Origin of the sequence: Nonomuraea sp. LPB2021202275-12-8 (assembly GCF_037044575.1) — a bacterium.
Classification (GTDB): domain Bacteria; phylum Actinomycetota; class Actinomycetes; order Streptosporangiales; family Streptosporangiaceae; genus Nonomuraea.
The window spans coordinates 22,055-42,764 of sequence record NZ_JBAHWD010000041.1; the positions used below are offsets into that span (position 1 = coordinate 22,055).

Below are 20,710 nucleotides of genomic sequence, written 5' to 3' on the forward strand. Positions count from 1 at the left end.
CTGATGTCGCACGCCGTCCTGGAGTTACTCCAGCAGGTGATGTCGTCCCCATGGCTGTATCTGGCGCTGTTCGGGCTCGCGGTGCTCGACGGGTTCTTCCCCGTCGTGCCCGCGGAGACCTCGGTGATCACCGCAGGGGTGTTCGCGGCGACCGGGCAGACGAACCTGGCGCTGGTGATCCTGGTCGCCGCGCTGGGCGCGTTCGCCGGTGACCACATCTCCTACCTGATCGGCTACAAGGCCGGTGGCAGGCTCCGCCGGCGCAAGGCGTTCGTGTGGGCGCAGAGCGCACTGGCCGAGCGCGGCGGGCTGGTCCTGGTCGTGGCCCGCTACATCCCCGGCGGCCGGACCGCGACGACGCTCACCATGGGCGCCGTCCGCCATCCGCTGCGCTCGTTCACCTTCTTCGACGCGATCGCGGCGGTCTCCTGGGGCGTCTATTCGGGCCTGATCGGGTTCTTCGGCGGGATGGCGTTCGAGAACGACCCGATCAAGGGCCTGCTGCTCGGGCTCGGCATCGCGCTGTCCGTCACCGCGATCGTCGAGATCGTCCGGTGGGCCAGGAAGCGACGCGCCATCAAGGCTTCTCCCCCGCGCCTTCCGGTGGACACATCCGTTTGACCCTGCCCGGTGACCATCCAGCTTGAAAGGAGTCGGCATGACTGTGCTGGCCGCGGCGATCGCCCTCATCGGCTCGCTGTTCTTCGCGCTCGGTGCCGCGTTGCAGCAGTTCGAGGCGTTCGGCACGGCCAAGCCGGGCCTGCTGGCCCTGCTGCGCAGGCCGCGCTGGCTGCTCGGGGGGCTGTCCATCCTGGCGGGTGGCGGTCTGCACATCGTCGCGCTCGGCCTCGGCCCGCTGACCGTCGTGCAGCCGATGGGCGTGGCCAGCCTGCTGTTCGCGCTGCCGATCGCCGCCACGCTGCACGGCCGCAGGCCCGCGCGGGGCGAGCTGGCCGCGGCGGGCGTGGTCGCGGCCGGGCTGATCTGCCTGGTGCTGATGGTGCCCGCGTCGGCCGGGCCGACCCGTCTGAGCCCGGACGGGGTGCTCCTCCTGCTCGGCGTGGCCGGGATCGCGGCGGTGCTGCTGTGGGCCGGCTCGAAGGCGGCCTCCCCGGCAGGCCGGGCCGCCCTCCTGGCGACCAGTTCGGGCGTGCTGTACGGCGCCACCGCCACGCTCGTGCGGGTCCTGGTGGACGGCGGCTGGAACTGGTGGTACCTGCTGGCGCTGCCCGTCCCGGCGCTGCTGGCGCTGGTGATGCTCCAGCGCGCCTACGCCGTCGGCCACTTCGGCGTCTCCTTCGCCTCCCTGCAGATCGCCGACCCGCTCACCGCGGTCGCCTTCGGCGCGCTGCTACTCGGTGAGCCGCTGCCCACCGGCGTGCTGCCGATCGCGGCGGCGGCGCTCACCGCGGTGGGCACGGTCGCCCTGGCGCGCACCACCCCGCTGGAGGCGCGGCACTGACCTTCCGCTGACCGCTGCCACCGCTCATCTCTCGAACACGGAGTCACCACCATGGCCATGCCGATGCGCACCATCGAAGCCCCCGCCGAACTCGCCCCCGTCCCGAACCGCCCCCGGCGGATCATGATCTCCAGCGACACCTACCCACCCGACGTGAACGGCGCCGCCTACTTCACCCACAGGCTGGCCACGGGCCTGGCCGCACGCGGCAACGAGGTGCACGTGGTCTGCCAGTCGGACCTGGGCCCGGCCACGGCCGACGTGGTCGACGGCGTCATCGTGCACCGGCTGCGCTCGGCGCCCCTGCTGGTCCACCCGACCATGCGCGTCACCGTTCCCGCCCGGCTGGACCGGCTGGTGGCCGCCATCGACCCGGACGTGCTGCACACCCAGGGCCACTTCGTCGTCGGCAGGTCCGCCATCGCCGCGGCCCGCCGCCGTGGCGTGCCGGTGGTGGCGACCAACCACTTCATGCCTGACAACCTCTTCCAGTTCGGCCACATCCCGGCCCGGCTGCGGGAGAAGGCCGGGCGGCTGGCCTGGCGCGACTTCGGTCGCGTCTTCGCCAAGGCCGACCGCATCACCACGCCCACCCCGCTGGCCGCCGGGCTGCTGGCCGCCCAGGGCTTCGGCCACGAGGTCGAGCCGGTCTCCTGCGGCATCGACCTGACCCGCTTCCACCCTCACGCCGAGCCGAAGGCCTGGGCCCGCAAGCGGTTCGAGCTGCCCGACCGCCCCACGGTGCTGTTCGTCGGCCGGCTGGACGAGGAGAAGCGGCTGGACGAGATCGTGCGGGCGCTGCCGTACGTGCTCAACGAGACCGACGCGCAGGTCGCGCTCGTCGGCAAGGGTAACCAGCGCGGTGAGCTGGAGAAGCTGGCCAGGCGCATCGGCGTGGCCGAGCGGGTGTTCTTCCTCGGGTTCGTGCCCGACGAGAGCATGCCGCAGGCGTTCGCCGCCGCCGACGTGTTCGCCATGCCGGGAGTCGCGGAGCTGCAGAGCATCGCGACGCTGGAGGCGATGGCCAGCGGGCTGCCCGTGGTCGCGGCCGACGCGATGGCGCTGCCGCACCTGGTCGACGGCAACGGCTACCTGTTCGAGCCGGGCGACGTGATCTCCCTGGCCGGACATCTGACCCGCGTGCTCACCGACGACGCCCTGCGCGAGCGCCTCGGCCGGGCCAGCCGCGAGCTGGCCCTCACCCATGACGACCAGAACTCGCTGGCCCGTTTCGAGCAGATCTACGATGAGGTGACGCGATGACCGAGAAGGCGACGGGCGCCGTGACCGTCACGGGCGCGCTGGTCGCCGTCCTGGCGCTCGGCTACGCGCAGCTCGCGCTGCCCGCGCAGCCGCTGCTCAGCGACTACGCGCTGGTCTCCGGCGGGCTGCTGCCCGTGCTGCTCGGCATGCTCGCCCTCGCGGTGGCGTGCCTGTCCCTCGCGTACGGTCTCGCCGCGGCCGGTGATCCGGGACGCACCGCGGCGACCAGGGTGCTGCTGGTGGCCGCGGCCGGCGGTCTGATGATGAGCGCGATGTTCCCCACCGACCCGGGCAACTCCCCGATCGACTCGCTGTCCGGCGAGATCCACCGCTGGGCGGCGGCGGTCGTCTTCACCACCCTGCCCGTCGCCGGGTGGACCCTGGCGCGCGGGCGCGCGGCGCTGCCTCGCTGGAACGCCGTCAGGGCCATGAGCGTGACCTCCGTGCTGGCCCTGGCCGTCTACCTGGCCGCGCATCCGGCCTCCTTCACCTCGCCGTGGATCGGCGGCGACGCCTACTACGGGCTGCTCGAGCGCGCCCTGGTGCTGGCCGAGATCGCGCTGATCGTCACCATGGCCCTGGCCTGCCGGCAGCGTCCGGCCGCGACCGCCTCGACGACGGTGACCGAGTCGTCCGCCCGCGACGAACGCCTGGCCGCCTGAGGCGCGGGCATGCTTCGACGCCCGGCGAACGGAAGCCGTTCTAACGTGAACCCATGCTCATCACCCGCCACGCCGAAGCCCGCGCGCTGCTCGCGGACCCCCGCTACGTCCCGCCGCCGGTGCGCCAGGACGCCGAGGCCGGAACGCTCGCCTGGCTCCGCGCGCAGGTGTCGCGCTTCAGCTCCGGGCAAGTCCACGCCGAGCGGCGGCGGCTGCTGACCGCGCTCCTGGCGACGCTCGACGCGGGCACGCTGCGAGCGGCGGCCAGGGCGCTGACGCTGGAGCGGGAGGGCGCGTGGCGGGGAGTCCCCGCGACGGTCCTCGGTGTGGCGCTCGGCTTCGACGGCGACCGCCGCCTGGCCGAGGCGGTGCGGGCCGCCGCGACCGGATACCTGTCCGGCGAGGAGAGCCCGGAGGCGGACGCCGCGGTCACCGAGCTGGTCCGCCTGGCCGCTGCGGCCCCGCCCGGCCCCGTCGCGCGGATCTCACTGCTCCTGCAGGCGCACGCCGCCACCGAGGGCCTGATCGCGGGCGCGCTCGCGCACGCCGGACCCGGCGGCGGGGTGGACGCCCTGCTGCACGAGACGCTCCGGCACGATCCGCCGCTGACGGCCACCCGCAGGGTCCATCGGGAGACCGGGGCCGAGGTGGTGATCGATCTCGTGGCGGCCAACCGCGACCCGGACGTGTTCGGCGCGCCCGAGGCGTTCGACGCGTCGCGGGGCGAGACGCCGCATCTGACGTTCGGGGCCGGGGTAAGGCCCTGCCCGGCGTCCCGGCACGGGCTCGCGCTCGCCGCGGGCGTGCTGGAGGCCCTGCTGACCTTGGAGGAACGATGAGCGTGGCCTTCCGCGAGCTGCACCGGCCCGGCGACCCCCTGCTCCTGCCCAACGCCTGGGACTACGGCTCGGCGGCGATGCTCGCCCGGCAGGGCTTCGCCGCCATCGGCACCACCAGCCTGGGCGTCGCCGCCGTGCACGGCAAGCCGGACGCCGCCGGCACCACCGAGGCCGAGACGGTGGCGCTCGCCAGGGCGGTCCGGGATCTCGGCGTGCTGGTGACCGTGGACGTCGAGGGTGGCTTCAGCGACGACCCGGCGCAGGTGTCGGAGCTCGTCGCGACGCTGAGCCGACTCGGGGTCGTGGGAGTCAACCTGGAGGACGGCCGCGCTGACGGCACGCTACGCCCCGTCGAGGCCCACCAGGCGATCATCGAGGCGGCGAAGGGCCACGGCGTGTTCGTGAACGCCAGGACCGACACCCGCTGGCTCGGGACGGGCGACACCTTCGAGCGGGTGCGCGCCTACGGGCACGCGGACGGCATCTTCGTGCCGGGGCTCAGCGATCTGGACGAGATCGCGCGGCTGGTGGAGAGCACGCCGCTGCCGGTGAACGTGCTCTACCAGCCGGGCGGCGCGACTCTGGCCGAGCTCGCCGCGGCCGGCGTGGCCAGGGTGAGCACCGGGTCGCTGCTCTATCGGGCGAGCCTTCGGGGCGCGCTGGCGGCACTGCCCGGCGTAACCGGAGAACCCGGACTGCCCAGCTACGCCGACATCGCCGACATGCTGCCCAAGCCGTGATAATCGAGGCATGCGCTTCGAGATTCTTGGGCCCACCGAAGTGCTGGGCGACGGCGGAGCACCGGTGCCGCTCGGCGGCCCCCGGGTGCGCGCGCTGCTCGCCCTGCTCGCCCTGGAGGCCGGGCGGATCGTCGGCGCCGAGCCACTCGTCGACGGCCTGTACGGGCCGCGGCCTCCCGACGGCGTGGCCAACGCGCTGCAGTCGCAGGTGTCCAGGCTGCGCAGGGCGCTGGGGCGCGACCGGGTGGAGTTCCACCCCTCGGGTTACCGGCTGGTGGCCGATCCGCTCGACGTGGACGCGCACCGGTTCGAGCGGTTGGCCGCCGAGGGCAGGCAGGCGCTGACCGGCGGCGATCCCCGGCGTGCCGCCGGGCTCCTGCGCGAGGGCCTGGAGCTGTGGCGGGGCGCGCCGCTCGCCGACGCCCCGCACGCGGAGGCCGCCGCCGCCCGGCTGACCGAGCTGCGCCTGGCCGCCATCGAGGACCGTGTCCAGGCCGATCTCGACCTGGGCCGCCACCGCGAGCTCGTCGCCGAGCTGAGCCAGCTCACCGCCGCCCACCCGCTGCGCGAGCGGCCACGCGCCCAGCTCATGCGGGCGCTCTACGGCAGCGGCCGGCAGGCCGAGGCGCTGTCCGCCTACGAGGACGGGCGGCGCGTCCTGGACGAGGAGCTCGGCGTCGAGCCGGGAGCGGAGCTGGCCGCCGCCCACCTCGCGGTGCTGCGAGCCGACCCGGCGCTCGGCGCGCCGGCCGCGAGCGCGGTCCGGCAGGGCATGCGCGCCCAGCTCACCAGCTTCGTGGGCAGGGCGGAGGAGCTCCGCCAGGTGCGCGCCGAGCTGGCACGGGCCAGGCTGGTCACGCTGATCGGCCCGGGCGGCGCCGGAAAGACCCGGTTGTCCGTCGAGGTCGCCGAGCGGACCGAAGGTGACGTGTGCCTCGTGCAGCTCGCGCCCGTCACCGACGGCTCGGAGGTGGCGCTGGCCGTGCTGGCCGCGCTCGACATCCGCGACCGGACGCACGCCAGGGACCTGCCGACCGCGGAGCCGGCAGCGCGCCTGGCGACCGCACTCGCCGACCGCGAACTGCTGCTGGTGCTGGACAACTGCGAGCACCTCATCGAGGAGACCGCGGCCCTGGCGGACACGCTGCTGGCCGCCTGCCCCGACCTGCGCGTGCTGACGACCAGCCGCGAGGCGCTCGGCATCACCGGCGAGTCCATCGTTCCCGTCTCCCCGCTGCCGCTGCCGCCGCCCGACGCCGCCGACCCGCTGGACTACCCCGCCGTCCGGCTGTTCGCCGACCGGGCGGCCGCGGTACGGCCGTCGTTCGAGGTCGGACCGGACAACGCGGCGGAGGTCAGCCGCATCTGCCGCGCGCTCGACGGGCTGCCGCTGGCCATCGAGCTCGCGGCGGCCAGGCTGCGCACGCTGTCCGTGTCGGAGGTGGCGGCCCGGCTGGACGACCGCTTCAGGCTCCTGGCCCGCGGCAGCCGCACGGCGCTGCCCAGACACCAGACGCTGCGCGCGGTGGTCGCCTGGAGCTGGGACCTGCTGGACGACAGCGAGCAGCGGCTGGCCAGGCGGCTGACGGTGTTCGCGGGCGGCGCGACGGCGCAGGCGGCCGAGCGGGTGTGCGGGCTGCCTGAGGAGGTGCTGTTCTCGCTGGCGGAGAAGTCGCTGGTCGAGAGCGTCGACGGGCGCTACCGGATGCTGCGGACGATCCGGGCGTTCTGCGCCGAGCAGCTCGATGCGGCGGACGAGGGCGAGGCGATCCGGCACGCGCACGCCGCCTACTACCTGGATTTCGTACGCACCGCCGATCCGCACCTGCGCAGCGCCGAGCAGCTCGACTGGCTGGCCCGTCTGGACGAGGAGAGCGACGACGTCAGCGCGGCCGTGCGCTGGGCCACCGAGTCGGGCCCGAGGGAGCTGGCGCTGCGGCTGCTCGCCCAGGCGGCCTGCTACTGGTGGATGCGCGGCCACCGCGTCGCCAGCGCCAACCTGGCCGCCGACCTGCTGGCGCGGCTCGACGGCTCGCCGCCGGACGGCCTGGACGAGGAGTACGTCATGTGCGTGCTGGTCGCCGCGTGGGCCGGCCACGTCGGCGAGGAGCTCGCGACCCGCCTGCGCACCCTCCAAGGGCTGCTGCCCGAGGAGTATCTGCCGACGCGGCTGGAGGTTCTGACGCTGCTCCTTCCCATGTTCACCGGCCCTCCCTCCAACTACATGGTGATGGAGGACACGCGCGCGATCATCGACGCCCTGCCGCCGTGGCCGAGGGCGCTCACCCACTGCGGCACGGCGTTCGTCCACCAGATCGAAGGCAGGCCGGAGGACGCCAGAGTCGAGTTCGAGCTGTCGCTGGCCGCGTTCCGGGCGATGGGCGAGCGCTGGGGGAGCATGATCGTCCTGGCCGGGCTCGGCGACCTCGCCTTCGAACAGGACGACTACGCCGCCGCCCACGCGATGGCCGACGAGGCGCTGAGACTGTCGCGTGAGCTGGGCGCGATGGCCGACATCGCCGAGAACCTGTGCCGCCGAGCCGACGCGGTCGCCCGCACCGGCGACCCGGCCGAGGCGCGGGAGGACTACCGGGTCGCCGCCGAGCTGTCCCGCCGGATCGGCTCACCCGACACCCTGGCCAGGGCGGACTGCGGGCTGGGCGAGGTGGCGCTGTCCGAGGGCGACTTCGGTGAGGCGCGCCGCCGGCTGGAGCAGGCCCGCGCCGAGTGCCCCGACCAGTGGTACAGCACCGGCGAACTCGCCGACCGCATCCAGGCCGGGCTGACACGGCTGGGAGCGCTCGTCAGCGGGCGGTAGGCCACCGGTCAGCGCCCGCCTCGAAGGTGGTCGCATGACAAAGAAATGGTCCAGCCTGGCCATCGCCTGCGTGGCCACCCTCCTGCTGTCACTGGATCTCACGGTGCTGCACCTCGCGTTGCCGAGGCTGGTCGCCGACCTCGGCGCCAGCTCCACCCAACTGCTGTGGATCGGCGACATCTACGGCTTCGCGCTCGCCGGCCTGCTCATCACCATGGGCAACCTCGGTGACCGCATCGGGCGCAAGCGGCTGCTGCTCATCGGCGCGGTGGCGTTCGGCGCGGCCTCCGCGGTCACCGCGTACGCGCCCACGCCGGAGTTGCTCATCGCGGCCAGGGCGCTGCTGGGGGTGGCCGGCGCGACGATCATGCCGTCGACGCTGTCGATCATCCGCAACGTGTTCACCGACCCGGGCGAGCGGACCGCGGCCATCGGCATCTGGAGCGGAATGAGCGCGGCCGGGTTCGCCGTGGGGCCGGTGGTCGGCGGGCTGCTGCTGGACCACTTCTGGTGGGGGTCGGTGTTCCTGATCAACGTGCCGATCATGGCGATCGTGCTGGTGGGCGGCATCCTCGTGCTGCCCGAGTCCCGCAACCCGGACGCGGGCCGCATCGACCTGCCGAGCGTGGCGCTGTCCTTCACCGGCATCATCGCGGTCATCTACGCCATCAAGGAGGCGGCGCACGACGGCCTGGGGCACGCCGACGTGGCGGTGGCCGCGGTGCTGGGGATCGCCTGCCTGGTGGTCTTCGGCCTGCGGCAGACCCGGCTGGCCGAGCCGCTGATCGACGTGCGGCTCTTCAGGCGTCGGGCGTTCAGCGCGTCGATCGGCACCAACCTGCTGGCGATCTTCACGATGATGGCCATGTCGCTGATCTTCGCGTGGTACTTCCAGCTCGTGCTCGGCTGGTCGCCGCTGCAGGCAGGGCTGGCCGGCCTGCCCGGAGGGCTGAGCGGCGCCGTCGGCGGGATCCTCGCGGCCAAGCTCATCAACCCCCTCGGCAGGAACGGGGTCGTGGCACTCGGGCTCGCCCTGAACGCCGCCGCGTTCCTCTACTACAGCACGCTCGGCCTCGATCTCAACTATCTGACCATGGTGGGCGCCATGATGATCGGCGGCATGGGCATCGGGCTGGCGTTCACCGTCAACAACGACAACGTGCTCGCCACGGTCCCCGCCCAGCGGGCGGGGGCGGCGGCCGCGGTGTCGGAGACGTCGTTCGAGCTGGGCGGGGCGCTCGGCATCGCCATCCTGGGCACCCTGCTGAACAGCACCTACAGCAGTGCCCTCCAGCTACCCGCCGGGATCCCGGGCGAGGCGGCCAGGGAGTCGATCGCCGGAGCGCTGAACACGGCCGAGTCGCTGCCCCCCGAGCAGGCCGGGCAGCTCATGGGGGCGGCCCGGTTGGCCTTCGTCGAGGCCGTGCACGTCACCTCGCTGACCACGGCCGCGATGCTGGCCGTCGTCGCCGTGCTCGCTCTGGTGGGGCTGCGCGGCGTGCCCAAGGTCATCCCCGAGGAGGTGCTGGCACGCGCGCACTCGTGACAGCAACGGCGTCCCGGCGGCGCCGCGTCATCGCCGGCTCGCGCAGGGGGCGGCGCGCCTGCACGGCTCGGCGCTCATGGCGGCCTGCATCCGGCCCGCAGCCTGGGAGCCGATCGGCGCCGACTACCGCAGCGACCTGGTGGTGCTCCGGCGGATGAGCCCCTGATCCTCAGGTGGTGGGATGGGCGGCACAGGGGCGGGTCCGCGACGGCGAGAGCTCGCCGAGGCGGGTGCCGATGAGCCGTGACAGACCCTCGATCGCCTGGATGCCCCGGCCGTGGCTCGGCTGCTGGTCGGTCTGCACCGACAGCAGCAGGTCCCTGCCGGGGCCGGCGATGCGGCCGTAGCTGGTCACCGCCCAGGTGTTGTGTACGAACGGCCGGGGCGTCCAGCCGTTCTTGAGCGCCACCCGGTCGCCTCGCCGTGCGGCGGCGCTGACGCCCCAGGCCTGCTCGCGCTGGACACGTCCCATCAGTCCGAGCACCAGGTTCCGATCAGCCTCGCCCAGCCCTCTGCCACCGCTGACCAGGAGCTTCAGCAGCCGGACCCGGTCGGCGGGGCTGGTGCTGGTGCCGCCCCAGTAGCGGCTCGGCCCCGGCGTCGTCTCCCGCAGCCCGATCTTCCGGTAGAAGGCGGCCATCCCGGCTCCCGCGCCGACCCGCCCCCACAGCGCGTCGGCGGCGCGGTTGTCACTCTCGCGGATCATGCGGGAGGCGAGGTCCCGCTCCCCCGCGCTCAGCCGTTCACGGCGCGCCAGCAGCGCCAGGAGGATGTCGACCTTGGCGCCGCTGGCCGTGATAATCGCGTTCTCGTGCTCCGCGTGCCCCAGTCTCACCCCGCTGACCAGGTCGAGCGCGCTGTAGGCGAGCCGCCCCGGCTGCCTGCCCAGATAGCGGTCGGCCTCCCGCGACAGGCGGGCCCGCGCCACGGCGGCGGCCTTCACGTCGGGCAGGGTCAGCAAGCAGCGGGCCGCGACGGCGGGCAGTCGCGCCACCTCGGGGACGCTCCTGGCCGCCTCGCTCTCGCAACCGCCCATGAGCACCAGGGCCAGCCCTGCCCACCATCTCCCACGCACGCGCCAACCCCCGTGTTCTCACTGGGGGTATGACGCTTTCCTGCCCAACCGCCTCACTTGTCACACATGCCCCGGCAGCAGCACCAGCTTGCCCACCGTGCGCCGTTCGGCCAGGTCGGTCAGCGCGCGGGCGGCCTCCGACAGCGGGTAGGTGCCGCCGGTCAGTGGCCGGATCCGGCCCGACTCGGTCAGCTCGATGAGCTCGCGCATCGGGTGCCCGGCGATGCCGTGCTCGACGATCAGCGGTTTGAGCCAGAACCCGACGACGCCCGCGTTGATCGCGGTCAGCATGCCGGGGTCGACCGGCTGCGCCGGCTCCCCCGAGGACGTGCCGTACGTCACCAGCCGGCCGAAGGCCGCCAGCGTGCCGAGGGCGGCCTCGAAGACGGCGCCGCCCACCGCGTCCAGCACGATGTCCACCGGCCGCCCGCCGTTGGCCTCGAGGACCCGCTCGGTGTAACCCGTCGCCGCGCCGTCCACCGCCTCGTCGGCGCCCAGCTCGACGGCCAGTTCCCGCTTGTCCGCGGTGGAGGCGGTGGCGATCACCCGGCCGGCGCCGAACACCTTGGCGAGCTGGACGGCCAGGCTGCCCACCCCGCCCGCCGCCGAGTTGACCACCACGCTCTCGCCCTCGCCCAGCCGGGCCGCCGACCGGAGCAGGTGCCAGGCGGTCAGCCCCTGCACAAGCAGCGCCAGTGCCTCACCGGGCGGGAGGTCGTCGGGCACGCCCACCAGATGATCCCGTGCCAGCACCGCCTTGGAGGCGAAGCCGCCCGCGGTGAACGCCATCACCCGCCGCCCGTCCGCCGCCCGGCCGAGCACCTCGTTGCCGGGGATGAACGGCAGCCGGTCAGGAGCGGAGTAGACGCCCGCGATCTGGCGCACGTCGGCGAAGTTCACCCCCGCCGCCTCGACCTCCACGAGCACCTGTCCCGGCCCCACCACGGGATCCGGCACCTCGACCTCTTCGAGCACCTCCGGCCCGCCGAAGCGGGCGAACTGGACGGCACGCATGACTCCCCCAAGTCTCGAAGCCCTCCCACCGCTCACGATAGCGGTGAGCGACCGAGACCTGACTAGAGGTGCTCGCCCAGGAACTCGGCGGTCGCGTCGACGGCCTGCGTGACGTACGGCTCGCGGTCGTACAGGTCGATGTGCTGCTTGGCGTCCAGCCACACGATCCGCTTCGGCTCGTCCAGCCGCTTGTAGGCCTCCTCGGCGCCCTCGGGCGAGCAGAACCGGTCGACGACCCCGTGCACGATCAGGGCCGGCCGGGGCGACAGGAAGTCCGCGCCCATCATGTTGTCCATCGTGATCAGCTCGCGCACGCTGGCCCGGGTGACCTGGTTGGCCCAGTGCGGGGAGGCCGACCTGTCGGTGCCGTAGTAGGCGTACGGCTCGTCTCCCGGCATGGCGGCCTCGCCCCCCTCCGCCACGGCCGGCAGGTATTCGACCGGCCCGCCCTGGTCCTGCCGCTCCAGCACCTCGGTGAACGAGCCGAGCGCCGCCTGGTAGTCCATGCCCGACCGCATGCTGTAGGGGTTGTTGTAGGCCCCCGCGATGCCCGCGAACGCCTTCACCCGGGGGTCGAAGGCGGCGAACTTCAGCGCGTAGCCGCCGCCCAGGCAGATGCCGATCGCGCCGATCCGGTCCCCGTCGACCTCCGGCCTGGCGCGCAGGAACGACACCGCGGCCCGCAGGTCACGCAGCTTGCCCTCCGGGTCCTCGTGGCAGCGCGGCTGCCCGCCGGACTCGCCCCAGTTGCGGTGGTCGATGGCCAGGGTGACGTATCCGCGCGCGGCGAGCCGCTCCGCGTAGAGCCCCGTGACCTGGTCGCGCACCCCCGTGAACGGTCCGGTGAACACCAGCGCGGGACGCGCCCCGGAGCCTTCGGGCACCCGCAGATCTCCCACCAGCGTGACGCCGTCAGCGGCGAACTCAACCTTCATGGCCCTAGTCTGCGCGAAACGCCCGCGGCACGGTATACCGCGGGCGTTCCCGATCAGGAGTCGAAGCCGAGGCCCATCCGGTCCAGGGCGCGCAGCCACAGGTTGCGCCTGCCCTGGTGCTGGTCGGCCTGGGCGATCGACCAGCGGGTGAACTGGATGACCCCCGAGCGCACCGGCTCCGGCGGGAAGGGGACGGGCTTCTCCTTCACCATGCGCAGCTCCGTCCGCTCCGTGGGCTCGCCCGAGAGCAGGTCGAGCATCACGTTGGCGCCGAAGCGGGTGGCGCCGACGCCCATGCCGGTGTAGCCGACGGCGTAGGCCAGCCGCCCGCCGTGCGCCTGCCCGTAGAAGGCGCTGAACCGGCTGCAGGTGTCGATCACGCCGCCCCAGCGGTGCGTGAACCGCACCGGCTCCAGCTGCGGGAAGGTGTCGTAGAAGTGCCCGGCCAGCTTGACGAAGGTCTCGTCGCGCTGGTCGTACTCCGGCTTGACGTGGCCGCCGTTGTAGTAGACGGCGTCGTAGCCGCCCCACAGGATGCGGTTGTCGTCGGTCAGCCGGTAGTAGTGGAACTGGTTGGCCGAGTCGCCCACGCCCTGCCTGTTGTGCCAGCCCACCTCGGCGAGCTGCGTGTCGCTGAGCGGCTCGGTCATCAGGGCGTAGTCGTACACCGGCACCACGAAGTGCCGCAGGCGCCGCAGCAGCGGCGGGAACACGCCGGTGCCGAGCGCCACCCGGCGGGCTGTGACGGACCCCTGCGGGGTGCGCAGGCCGATCGTGACGCCGTCGTCGTGCAGCGAGCGGACCGGGGTGCGCTCGTGGACCCGCACGCCGAGCCGGACGCACGCCTCGCGCAGGCCCCAGGCCAGCCTGGCGGGGTCCAGCATGGCGCAGCCGCTGCGCTCCCACAGCCCGCCCAGATAGGTGGGCGAGTTGACCTCGGCCCGCACCTGGTCCTGGTCGAGCGGCAGGTAGTCGAGGCCGAGCTGCTCGATCAGGTCGAGGTGCTCGTGCAGCGCGTCGAGCTGCCACGGCTCGGTGGCGACGTTCAGCTCTCCGGTGCGCTCGAAGGAGCAGTCGACGCCGTAGCGCTCCAGCGTCCGCTCGATCTCGTCCAGGTTCTCGACACCCATGCGCTCCAGCCGGTCGATCTCGTCCGGCCAGCGCTCCAGCCCGTTGGCCAGGCCATGGGTGAGGGTCGCCATGCAGAATCCGCCGTTGCGGCCGGACGCCGCCCAGCCGATCCTGCGCCCCTCCAGCAGGATCACGTCCTGCGACGGGTCGCGTTCCTTGGCCATCAGGGCGGTCCACAGCCCCGAGAAGCCGCCGCCGACGACCACCAGGTCGGCGCTGGTGTTTCCGACGAGCCGTGGTCGCGGCTCTGGCCTGGCCGGACTGTCCAGCCAGTACGGCTTGCGCTCCGCGTCAGCAAGCGCCTTCAGCGGATCCACAAATCCCACATCCCTTACGGTGACTGTTTTTCGAAAATCGCGGGACCAAAATGGTGATCACGCGCGGGTTCCCCCCGCCGGAATCCGATCTCGCCTCCCTGTTCTTTGCCGGACGACACCGAGCCCCCGCTCGCGCGGGGGGTCTTACGGGTGGTTTCAGATGCGCCGCCGCGCCACGACCGCGTTGGCGATCGCGATCAGCACGCCGATACCGAAGATCAGCGTACCCATGACGTTCACCTGTGGAGGAATGCCCGTCTTGACCGAGCCGACGATCCACAGCGGGAAGGTGAGCGTCGAGCCGTTGACGAAGCTGGTGACCACGTAGTCGTCGATGGACAGCGCGAACGCCAGCATCGCGCCCGCCAGCACGCCGGGCAGGATCGTCGGCAGCGTGACCTGCCTGAACGTGGCCCAGGGGCCCGCTCCCAGGTCCTTGGCCGCCTCCTCCAGCGCCGGGTCCAGCGTGACGACCCGGGCCCGCACGGTCACGGTCACGAAGGACAGCGAGAACAGCACGTGCGCGATCGTGATGGTCACCGCGTCGCGCGGCAGGTTGGCCGAGACGAACAGCGACAGCAGCGAGGCGCCCATGACGAGCTCGGGCGTGGAGATGGCGGCGAAGACCAGGAAGTTCGTCGCCCCCTGGCCGCGGAAGCGATAGCGGCCGAGCGCCAGCCCCAGCATCGTGCCGATCACCACGGTGATGACCGTGCTGGCCGCCGCGATGAGGATCGAGTTGCGCAGGGCCGTGGTCAGGTCTGGGATCGCGAAGAGCTGCTCGTACCACTTGAGGGTGAAGCCGTGCCACCTGGTGTTGGACTTGCTCGGCGTGTCGTTGAAGCCGAACAGGATCATCACGGCGATCGGTGAGGAGAGCCAGATGATGACCAGCCAGGTGTAGCCGTGCAGCAGCCGGTCGCCGAGCCGTGCGCGCCTCATCGGGCCGCCGCCTCTAGCACGTTCTCGGTGCCGAGCACCCTGGCGTAGATGAAGATGCCCACCAGCAGGACCGCCATCAGCGTGAACGACAGCGCCGAGGCCGTCGGGTAGTCGGCGTTGACCAGATACTCCGTCTGGATGATGTTGCCGATCATGGTGTTGCCCGTGCCGCCGAGCACCTGGGCGTTGATCGGGTCGGCCGTGGCGGGCACGAACGTCATCAGCACCCCGGCGAACACTCCCGGCAGCGACAGCGGCAGCACCACCTTGCGGAAGGCCGCCCCCCGCGTGGCGTAGAGGTCGTGCGCCGCCTCCACCACGCGCGGGTCCACCCGCTCCAGCGACACGTAGATCGGCAGGATCATGAACGGCAGCCAGTTGTACGCCAGTCCCGCCACCACCGCGAACGCCGTGGCCAGCACGTGGAAGTCGGCGGGCAGCAGGCCCCAGCCCTTCAGCGTGCCGAACAGGATCCCGTCGTCGGACAGCAGGAAGCCCCACGCGATGGTCCGCAGCACGAACGACACGAAGAACGGCAGCAGCAGCAGGAACAGGTACATCGACTTGCGGCTGCCGCCCTTGAAGGCGATCCAGTAGGCCACCGGGTAGCCGATCAGCAGCATGGCGACGGTCGCCAGCCCGCCGTACACCAGGGAGCGCGCGAACTGGGTGCTGTAGCCGCTGATCGCGTTGCTGTAGTTGGAGACGCTGAACGTCATGACGAAGCCGTCGATCACGTTGCCGGTCTGCAGCGACACCGACGCCATCGCCGCCAGCGGCACGACCAGGAAGATCGCCAGCCACATCCAGCTCGGCAGGGCGAGCAGGTAGGGGGTGAGCCGTCTCATCGGCCTACGCCTGGGTGATCGACTGGAAGATCGGGTTGAACACCTGCTCCTGCGCGGTGGTGAGCTTGGTGTAGCTGTGCAGCTTGGCGTAGTCGGCGTCGGTCGGGAACATCAGCGGGCTGTCGACCATGTCCAGCAGCGCCTGCTTGTCCTCGCCGGTCGCGCTGTCGGCCTTCTTGCGCAGCAGGTCCTGCACCGCGGGGACCGGGGTGACGAACTGGATGAACTCGTCCAGCTCCGCGGCCACCTCAGGCTTGTACAGGAAGTCCATGAGCATCATCGCGTCCACCGGGTTGGCGGCGCCCTTAGGGATGAGCATGTTGTCGGTCCAGATCGTGCCGCCCTCCTGGGGCACCACGAACTTGACCGGCTCCCCGGCGAGCTGGCGCTGGAAGACATCGCCCGACCAGGCCATGGTCACCCAGACGTCGCCCTTGGAGACGGCGTCGATGTAGTTCTGGTCGTAGTACTTGCGCACGATCCCGGCGTCACGCTGGGCCTTGAGCTTCTCCCCCGCCTTCTTCCACTCGGCCTCGGTGGAGTTCTCGGGGTCGATGCCGAGGGCGATCATGCCGAAGTTGGCGATCTCCTGGGCGTCGCTCATCATGCCGACCCGGCCCTTGTACTTGGGGTCGAACAGCGCCTCGATGCTGGTGACGTCGTCCTTGACGTACTTGGTGTTGTACGCGATCCCGGTCACGCCCGAGGTGTACGGCATCGTGTGGACGTTGCCCGGGTCGTAGGAGCGCTCCTTGTACTTGGCGCCGGCGTTCGCCAGGAAGTTCGGCATCTTCGACTGGTCGAGCGCCACCACGTAACCGAGCTCGATCATGTGCTGGAGCTGGATGCCGTTGGTCATGACGACGATGTCGTAGCCCAGCGACTGGCCGGCGCGGAGCACGGGGTCGGCCTTCCCGAAGAACTCCGCGTTCTCGTTGATGACCTCCTTGTACTCGTAGGAGATCCCGGTTGCCTGCTTGAACTGCTCCAGCGGGGCCTTGTCCTCCGGCATGTACTCGGGCCAGTTGGCGAAGACGACCTTGCCGTGCTTCTGCTGCTTGGCCCAGTATTCCTGGACGGCGTCGGCCTTGGGCGGCGCCGCCTTCTGGCCCTCCACGCCACAGGCGGCCAGGGCGAGCCCGGCCGCTGACAGACCGGCGATCCTGAAGGCTTCGCGTCGGGTTCGGGGCTGGGTCATCCCTCTGACGAGTGCAGGGGTGTACAGGCGGTTCATGAGGAGCTATCAACTTCCAATCACGTAAGAATGCTGCGCCTGCCACGACAACCAGACGGAGTCGCCTCGCTCGGCCGTGATCGTCGAGTCGTGCGCATTCTGCTGGAACACCGTGATCTCGGCCCCGTCGGCCAGGCTCACCGCGTAACTGTTGTAGGTACCCAGGTAGACCACCTCGGCCACGGTCCCCCGAACGGCGCTCATGCCACCGCCGGGTTCCTCCGTGGTGATGGTGATCTTCTCCGGCCTGACGGTCACCGACACCTCGCCGTCGTGCTCGGGCACCAGCACCCGGCCGTTCCCGATCTTCAGGACGCCTCCGGTGGCGGTGCCGGCCATCAGGTTGGAGGTGCCGATGAATCCGGCCACGAACGTGGTCGCGGGACTCTCGTAGATCTGGCGCGGCCTGGCGAGCTGCTCGACCAGGCCGTCCTTCATGACCGCGATCCTGTCGCTCATGGTCAGCGCCTCGTTCTGGTCGTGCGTCACGTACACGAACGTGATGCCGACCTCGCGCTGGATGCGCTTGAGCTCGAGTTGCATGGCCTGGCGGAGCTTGAGGTCGAGCGCGCCGAGCGGCTCGTCGAGCAGGAGCGCCCTCGGCTTGTTGACCAGGGCGCGGGCCAGGGCCACGCGCTGCTGCTGGCCGCCGGAGAGCTCACGCGGCCGGCGCTTCTCCCGGCCGGTGAGGTCGACGATCTCCAGCATCTCGCCGACCCGCCGCCGGAGGTCCTCCTGCGGCGTCTTCCGCTGCTTCAGCCCGAAGGCCACGTTGTCCCAGACGCTCATGTGCGGGAACAGCGCGTAAGACTGGAAGACCATGTTCACGTCACGCTTGTTGGGCGGGACGTTCGTGACATCCTCGCCGCGCAACCGGACCACGCCCTTCGACGGCTCCTCGAAGCCGGCGATCATCCGCATGGTCGTGGTCTTGCCGCACCCGGACGGGCCGAGGAGGGAGAAGAACTCCCCCTCGGCGATGTCCAGTGTCACGCCCTTCACCGCCTGTACGACCTCGCCATGCGAGACGTACTCCTTGACGACGTCCTCCAGCTCGATCGCGCTGTCGGTCAATCCTCGCTCGGCCATACAGGAAGTTTCCCTTTTGTGCGCTATTCGCCGATGTAGTGCATGACGTGCTTGACCCGCGTGTAATCGTGCAGACCGAATACCGACAGGTCCTTGCCGTACCCGGAATGCTTGAACCCTCCGTGCGGCATCTCCGACACGAACGGGATGTGCGTGTTGACCCAGACCACACCGAAGTCGAGCCGGTTCGACATGCGCATCGCGCGGCCGTGGTCGGAGGTCCAGATCGAGCCGCTCAGGCCGTAGCGGACACCGTTGGCCTTGGCCAGCGCGTCGGCCTCGTCGGAGAAGGTCTGGACGGTGATGACGGGGCCGAAGACCTCGTCCTGCACCATCTCGTCGTCCTGCTTGAGCCCGTCGACGACGGTGGGGGCGAAGAAGTAGCCCTTGTCGCCGACCCGGTCGCCGCCGGTGAGCACCTTGGCGTGCGCCGGGACCCGCTCGATGAAGCCCCGGACCTTGGCGAGCTGGTTGTCGTTGTTGAGCGGCCCGTACAGGGCGTCGTCGTCGGACAGGTCGCCGGTCACGGTCGCCGCGGCGGCCTGGGCGAGCGCGGCGACGAACTCGTCGTGCACGCTCTCCTGCACCAGCACCCGGCAGGCGGCGGTGCAGTCCTGGCCGGCGTTGTAGAAGCCGGCGACGGCGATGTCCTCGGCCGCCTTCTTCAGGTCCTTGACGTCGTCGAACACCACGACGGGCGCCTTGCCGCCGAGCTCCAGGTGGACGCGCTTGACGTCGTCGGCGGCGCTCCTGGCCACCGACATGCCCGCGCCGACCGAGCCGGTGATCGCCACCATGGCGGCGGTCGGATGGCCCACCACGAGAGCGCCGGTCTCGCGGTCACCGGTGACCACGTTGAAGACACCGGGAGGCAGCACGCTGCCGAGGATCTCGGCGAGCTTGACGGTGGAGGCGGGGGTGGTGTCGGACGGCTTGAGCACTACCGTGTTGCCGGCCGCGAGCGCCGGGGCGATCTTCCACACGGCCATCATCATCGGGTAGTTCCAGGGCGTGACCTGCCCGACCACGCCGATCGGCTCGTGCCTGATGACGCTGGTGTGCTCGGCGAGGAACTCGCCTGCCGTCGGGCCCTCCAGCGTGCGGGCGGCGCCGGCGAAGAAGCGGAAGTGGTCGGCCGCGACCGGGGTCTCGTCCTCGGCCATGCGGGCGCGCGGCTTGCCGGTGTTGAGGCACTCGGCCTCGTTGATCTCGTCGGCTCGCGCCTCGATCGCGTCGGCGACCTTCAGCAGCAGGTTCCCCCGCTCGCCCGGGGTGGTCCGTCCCCACGACTCGAACGCGGCGGCCGCGGCGGCGTAGGCGATGTCCACGTCTTCCACTCCGGAGATCGGGGCCTGGAGGTAGGCCTCGCCGGTGCAGGGATCGATGACGTCGGAGAATCGGCCGCTCTTGGCGTCCACGAACTCACCGTTGATGAAGTTCTGCAGACGGGTGGTCATGCGACCTCCTGTTGGTGGCTGAGATGCCGCGACTCTTACAGAGCAGATGCACCCGGACAAGTGATTTCGTGGTGATTTTATCAAATTGCTACGAATTCGCTTGACAGAACGCCGAGAACTGACAACATGTCGCACCAGGAAGGCAATCCAGCGGGAACGCCCCCGTAACGCCGGACCGCTAGGAGGGTTCCTCTCAATGACGACGCCGCCGCGCGTACGCCGGAGCAACGACGCCGCGCCCGGGCAGTTCGTTCTCGACGATCTCGCCAAGCAGATCATCGAGCAGCTCCAGTCCGACGGCCGCAAGCCCTACGCCGCGATCGGCAAGGCGGTGGGCCTGTCGGAGGCCGCGGTGCGGCAGCGCGTCCAGCGCCTCCAGGACGCCGGAGTCATGCAGATCGTCGCGGTGACCGACCCGCTCACGCTCGGCTTCCCCCGCCAGGCCATGATCGGCGTCACCTGCGAGGGCGACCTGGAGGCCGTGGCCGACGAGCTCGCCGCGATCGAGGAGATCGACTACGTGGTGCTCACCGCCGGCTCCTTCGACGTCATCGTCGAGGTGGTGTGCGAGGGCGACCGCCACCTGCTGGAGATCCTCAGCAAGATCCGGGCCATCCCGGCGGTGCGGGCCACCGAGTCCTTCGTCTATTTGAAGCTGCGCAAGCAGACCTACTCCTGGGGCACCCGCTGACCCAGCCGGGCCACCGCCCGCACGGGAGCGCCGTCCGCGCCTGACAGCCGGATCGGCAGCATCGACACCTCGATCGGCCTGCCGTCCTCCTGCGCCCGGAGCAGGCTGCCGAGCCCCGTCAGGTTCTCGGCGATCACCGCGTGCGCGCCGCACAGCACCCGGTGCGCGGGGAAGTCCTCCGCCGGGGTCGGATCGACGCTCAGCGCGTCGATCCCCACGGTCCGCACGCCGCGCTCCACCAGCAGCGCCGCCGCCTCCTCCGTCAGGTACGGATGCCGCCGGTACTCCTCGCCGCCCCAGTGTCGCGACCAGCCCGTGGCCACCAGCACGATCCGCCCTGCCTCGACCCCCGCGAAGCGATCGGCGCCGATGGCCGAGCGCGGCTCCAGCCCACGGGCGTCCACCACGAAGCCCGGGCCCACGAACCGCTCCAGCGGCAGCGCGTCCAGGTCGGGCAGCTCGTCGCCGAAGTGGTACGGCGCGTCCACGTGCGTGCCCGACTGGGAGCCCAGGTGCAGGGCCAGCACGTTGACGCCGTCACGCGCCACGGTCAGCGCGGGGCCGATCGAGACCTCCGGATCACCCGGATAGACCGGCATCCCGGTCGCGATCGGCACCGACAGGTCGACGAGCTCCATGGCGGCCAT

Annotated in this window: 19 protein-coding genes; 9 read left to right on the forward strand and 10 right to left on the reverse strand. The window is 71.4% G+C overall.

Translation table 11 applies throughout. The features are described 5' to 3' along the window. Positions 1-3 precede the first annotated feature (3 nt). The 8 genes from V5E28_RS42350 (at position 4) to V5E28_RS42385 (ending at position 9,330) form a co-directional block, all read left to right on the forward strand. A complete protein-coding gene (locus V5E28_RS42350; protein WP_336215633.1) occupies positions 4-621 on the forward strand; it encodes a DedA family protein in 618 nt (205 codons plus the stop codon). Between the two features lie 37 nt (positions 622-658). Further along, a complete protein-coding gene (locus V5E28_RS42355; RefSeq protein ID WP_336215634.1) occupies positions 659-1,462 on the forward strand; it encodes a DMT family transporter in 804 nt (267 codons plus the stop codon). 63 nt (positions 1,463-1,525) lie between these two features. Continuing rightward, positions 1,526-2,725, forward strand: a complete 1,200-nt coding sequence (locus V5E28_RS42360; RefSeq protein WP_336215636.1) for a glycosyltransferase — start codon at positions 1,526-1,528, stop codon at positions 2,723-2,725. Beyond that, the gene (locus tag V5E28_RS42365; RefSeq protein WP_336215637.1) at positions 2,722-3,387 is read left to right on the forward strand and encodes a DUF998 domain-containing protein; all 666 of its coding nucleotides are present in this window, start codon (positions 2,722-2,724) and stop codon (positions 3,385-3,387) included. The genes V5E28_RS42360 and V5E28_RS42365 overlap by 4 nt, the downstream gene beginning before the upstream one ends. A gap of 53 nt (positions 3,388-3,440) precedes the next feature. After that, positions 3,441-4,226, forward strand: coding sequence for a cytochrome P450 (locus V5E28_RS42370; protein ID WP_336215638.1), 786 nt, complete (start codon positions 3,441-3,443; stop codon positions 4,224-4,226). Further along, positions 4,223-4,966 carry an isocitrate lyase/PEP mutase family protein gene (locus tag V5E28_RS42375; RefSeq protein WP_336215640.1) on the forward strand — a complete coding sequence of 248 codons (744 nt, stop codon included), beginning with the start codon at positions 4,223-4,225 and terminating at the stop codon, positions 4,964-4,966. Before V5E28_RS42370 ends, V5E28_RS42375 begins: the two co-directional genes overlap by 4 nt. A gap of 10 nt (positions 4,967-4,976) precedes the next feature. After that, entirely contained in the window at positions 4,977-7,784 is a 2,808-nt protein-coding gene (locus tag V5E28_RS42380; protein WP_336215642.1) for an ATP-binding protein, read from the forward strand. Positions 7,785-7,818: 34 nt separating this feature from the next. Further along, the gene (locus V5E28_RS42385; protein WP_336215644.1) at positions 7,819-9,330 is read left to right on the forward strand and encodes an MFS transporter; all 1,512 of its coding nucleotides are present in this window, start codon (positions 7,819-7,821) and stop codon (positions 9,328-9,330) included. Positions 9,331-9,499: 169 nt separating this feature from the next. Here the strand turns inward: V5E28_RS42385 and V5E28_RS42390 are convergent, their stop codons facing one another. The 9 genes from V5E28_RS42390 to V5E28_RS42430 all read right to left on the reverse strand — a co-directional run bounded on the left by V5E28_RS42390 (position 9,500) and on the right by V5E28_RS42430 (position 19,372). Beyond that, a complete protein-coding gene (locus tag V5E28_RS42390) occupies positions 9,500-10,405 on the reverse strand; it encodes a serine hydrolase (RefSeq protein ID WP_336215645.1) in 906 nt (301 codons plus the stop codon). Positions 10,406-10,465: 60 nt separating this feature from the next. Beyond that, positions 10,466-11,419 (reverse strand): quinone oxidoreductase family protein, encoded by a 954-nt coding sequence (locus V5E28_RS42395; protein WP_336215646.1) that lies wholly within the window; start codon positions 11,417-11,419, stop codon positions 10,466-10,468. Positions 11,420-11,481: 62 nt separating this feature from the next. Further along, positions 11,482-12,354 (reverse strand): alpha/beta hydrolase, encoded by an 873-nt coding sequence (locus V5E28_RS42400; protein ID WP_336215648.1) that lies wholly within the window; start codon positions 12,352-12,354, stop codon positions 11,482-11,484. A gap of 53 nt (positions 12,355-12,407) precedes the next feature. Next, positions 12,408-13,802, reverse strand: coding sequence for an NAD(P)/FAD-dependent oxidoreductase (locus V5E28_RS42405; RefSeq protein WP_336215696.1), 1,395 nt, complete (start codon positions 13,800-13,802; stop codon positions 12,408-12,410). A 156-nt stretch (positions 13,803-13,958) separates the two neighbouring features. After that, on the reverse strand, positions 13,959-14,744 hold the full coding sequence (locus V5E28_RS42410; RefSeq protein WP_336215650.1) for an ABC transporter permease: 786 nt from the start codon (positions 14,742-14,744) through the stop codon (positions 13,959-13,961). After that, the gene (locus tag V5E28_RS42415) at positions 14,741-15,592 is read right to left on the reverse strand and encodes an ABC transporter permease (protein WP_336215651.1); all 852 of its coding nucleotides are present in this window, start codon (positions 15,590-15,592) and stop codon (positions 14,741-14,743) included. The genes V5E28_RS42410 and V5E28_RS42415 overlap by 4 nt, the downstream gene beginning before the upstream one ends. Positions 15,593-15,596: 4 nt before the next feature. Next, entirely contained in the window at positions 15,597-16,790 is a 1,194-nt protein-coding gene (locus tag V5E28_RS42420) for a polyamine ABC transporter substrate-binding protein (protein WP_336215652.1), read from the reverse strand. A gap of 45 nt (positions 16,791-16,835) precedes the next feature. Then, positions 16,836-17,915: an ABC transporter ATP-binding protein gene (locus tag V5E28_RS42425; protein WP_336215653.1), complete on the reverse strand. Its 1,080-nt coding sequence runs from the start codon at positions 17,913-17,915 to the stop codon at positions 16,836-16,838. A gap of 23 nt (positions 17,916-17,938) precedes the next feature. Continuing rightward, the gene (locus V5E28_RS42430; RefSeq protein ID WP_336215655.1) at positions 17,939-19,372 is read right to left on the reverse strand and encodes a gamma-aminobutyraldehyde dehydrogenase; all 1,434 of its coding nucleotides are present in this window, start codon (positions 19,370-19,372) and stop codon (positions 17,939-17,941) included. Positions 19,373-19,568: 196 nt separating this feature from the next. On the opposite strand from V5E28_RS42430, the gene V5E28_RS42435 reads away from it, so the two are divergent. Then, a complete protein-coding gene (locus V5E28_RS42435; RefSeq protein ID WP_336215657.1) occupies positions 19,569-20,063 on the forward strand; it encodes an Lrp/AsnC family transcriptional regulator in 495 nt (164 codons plus the stop codon). On the opposite strand, the gene V5E28_RS42440 is transcribed toward V5E28_RS42435, so the two are convergent. Next, positions 20,042-20,710, reverse strand: coding sequence for a cyclase family protein (locus tag V5E28_RS42440; RefSeq protein WP_336215659.1), 669 nt, complete (start codon positions 20,708-20,710; stop codon positions 20,042-20,044). The genes V5E28_RS42435 and V5E28_RS42440 overlap by 22 nt on opposite strands.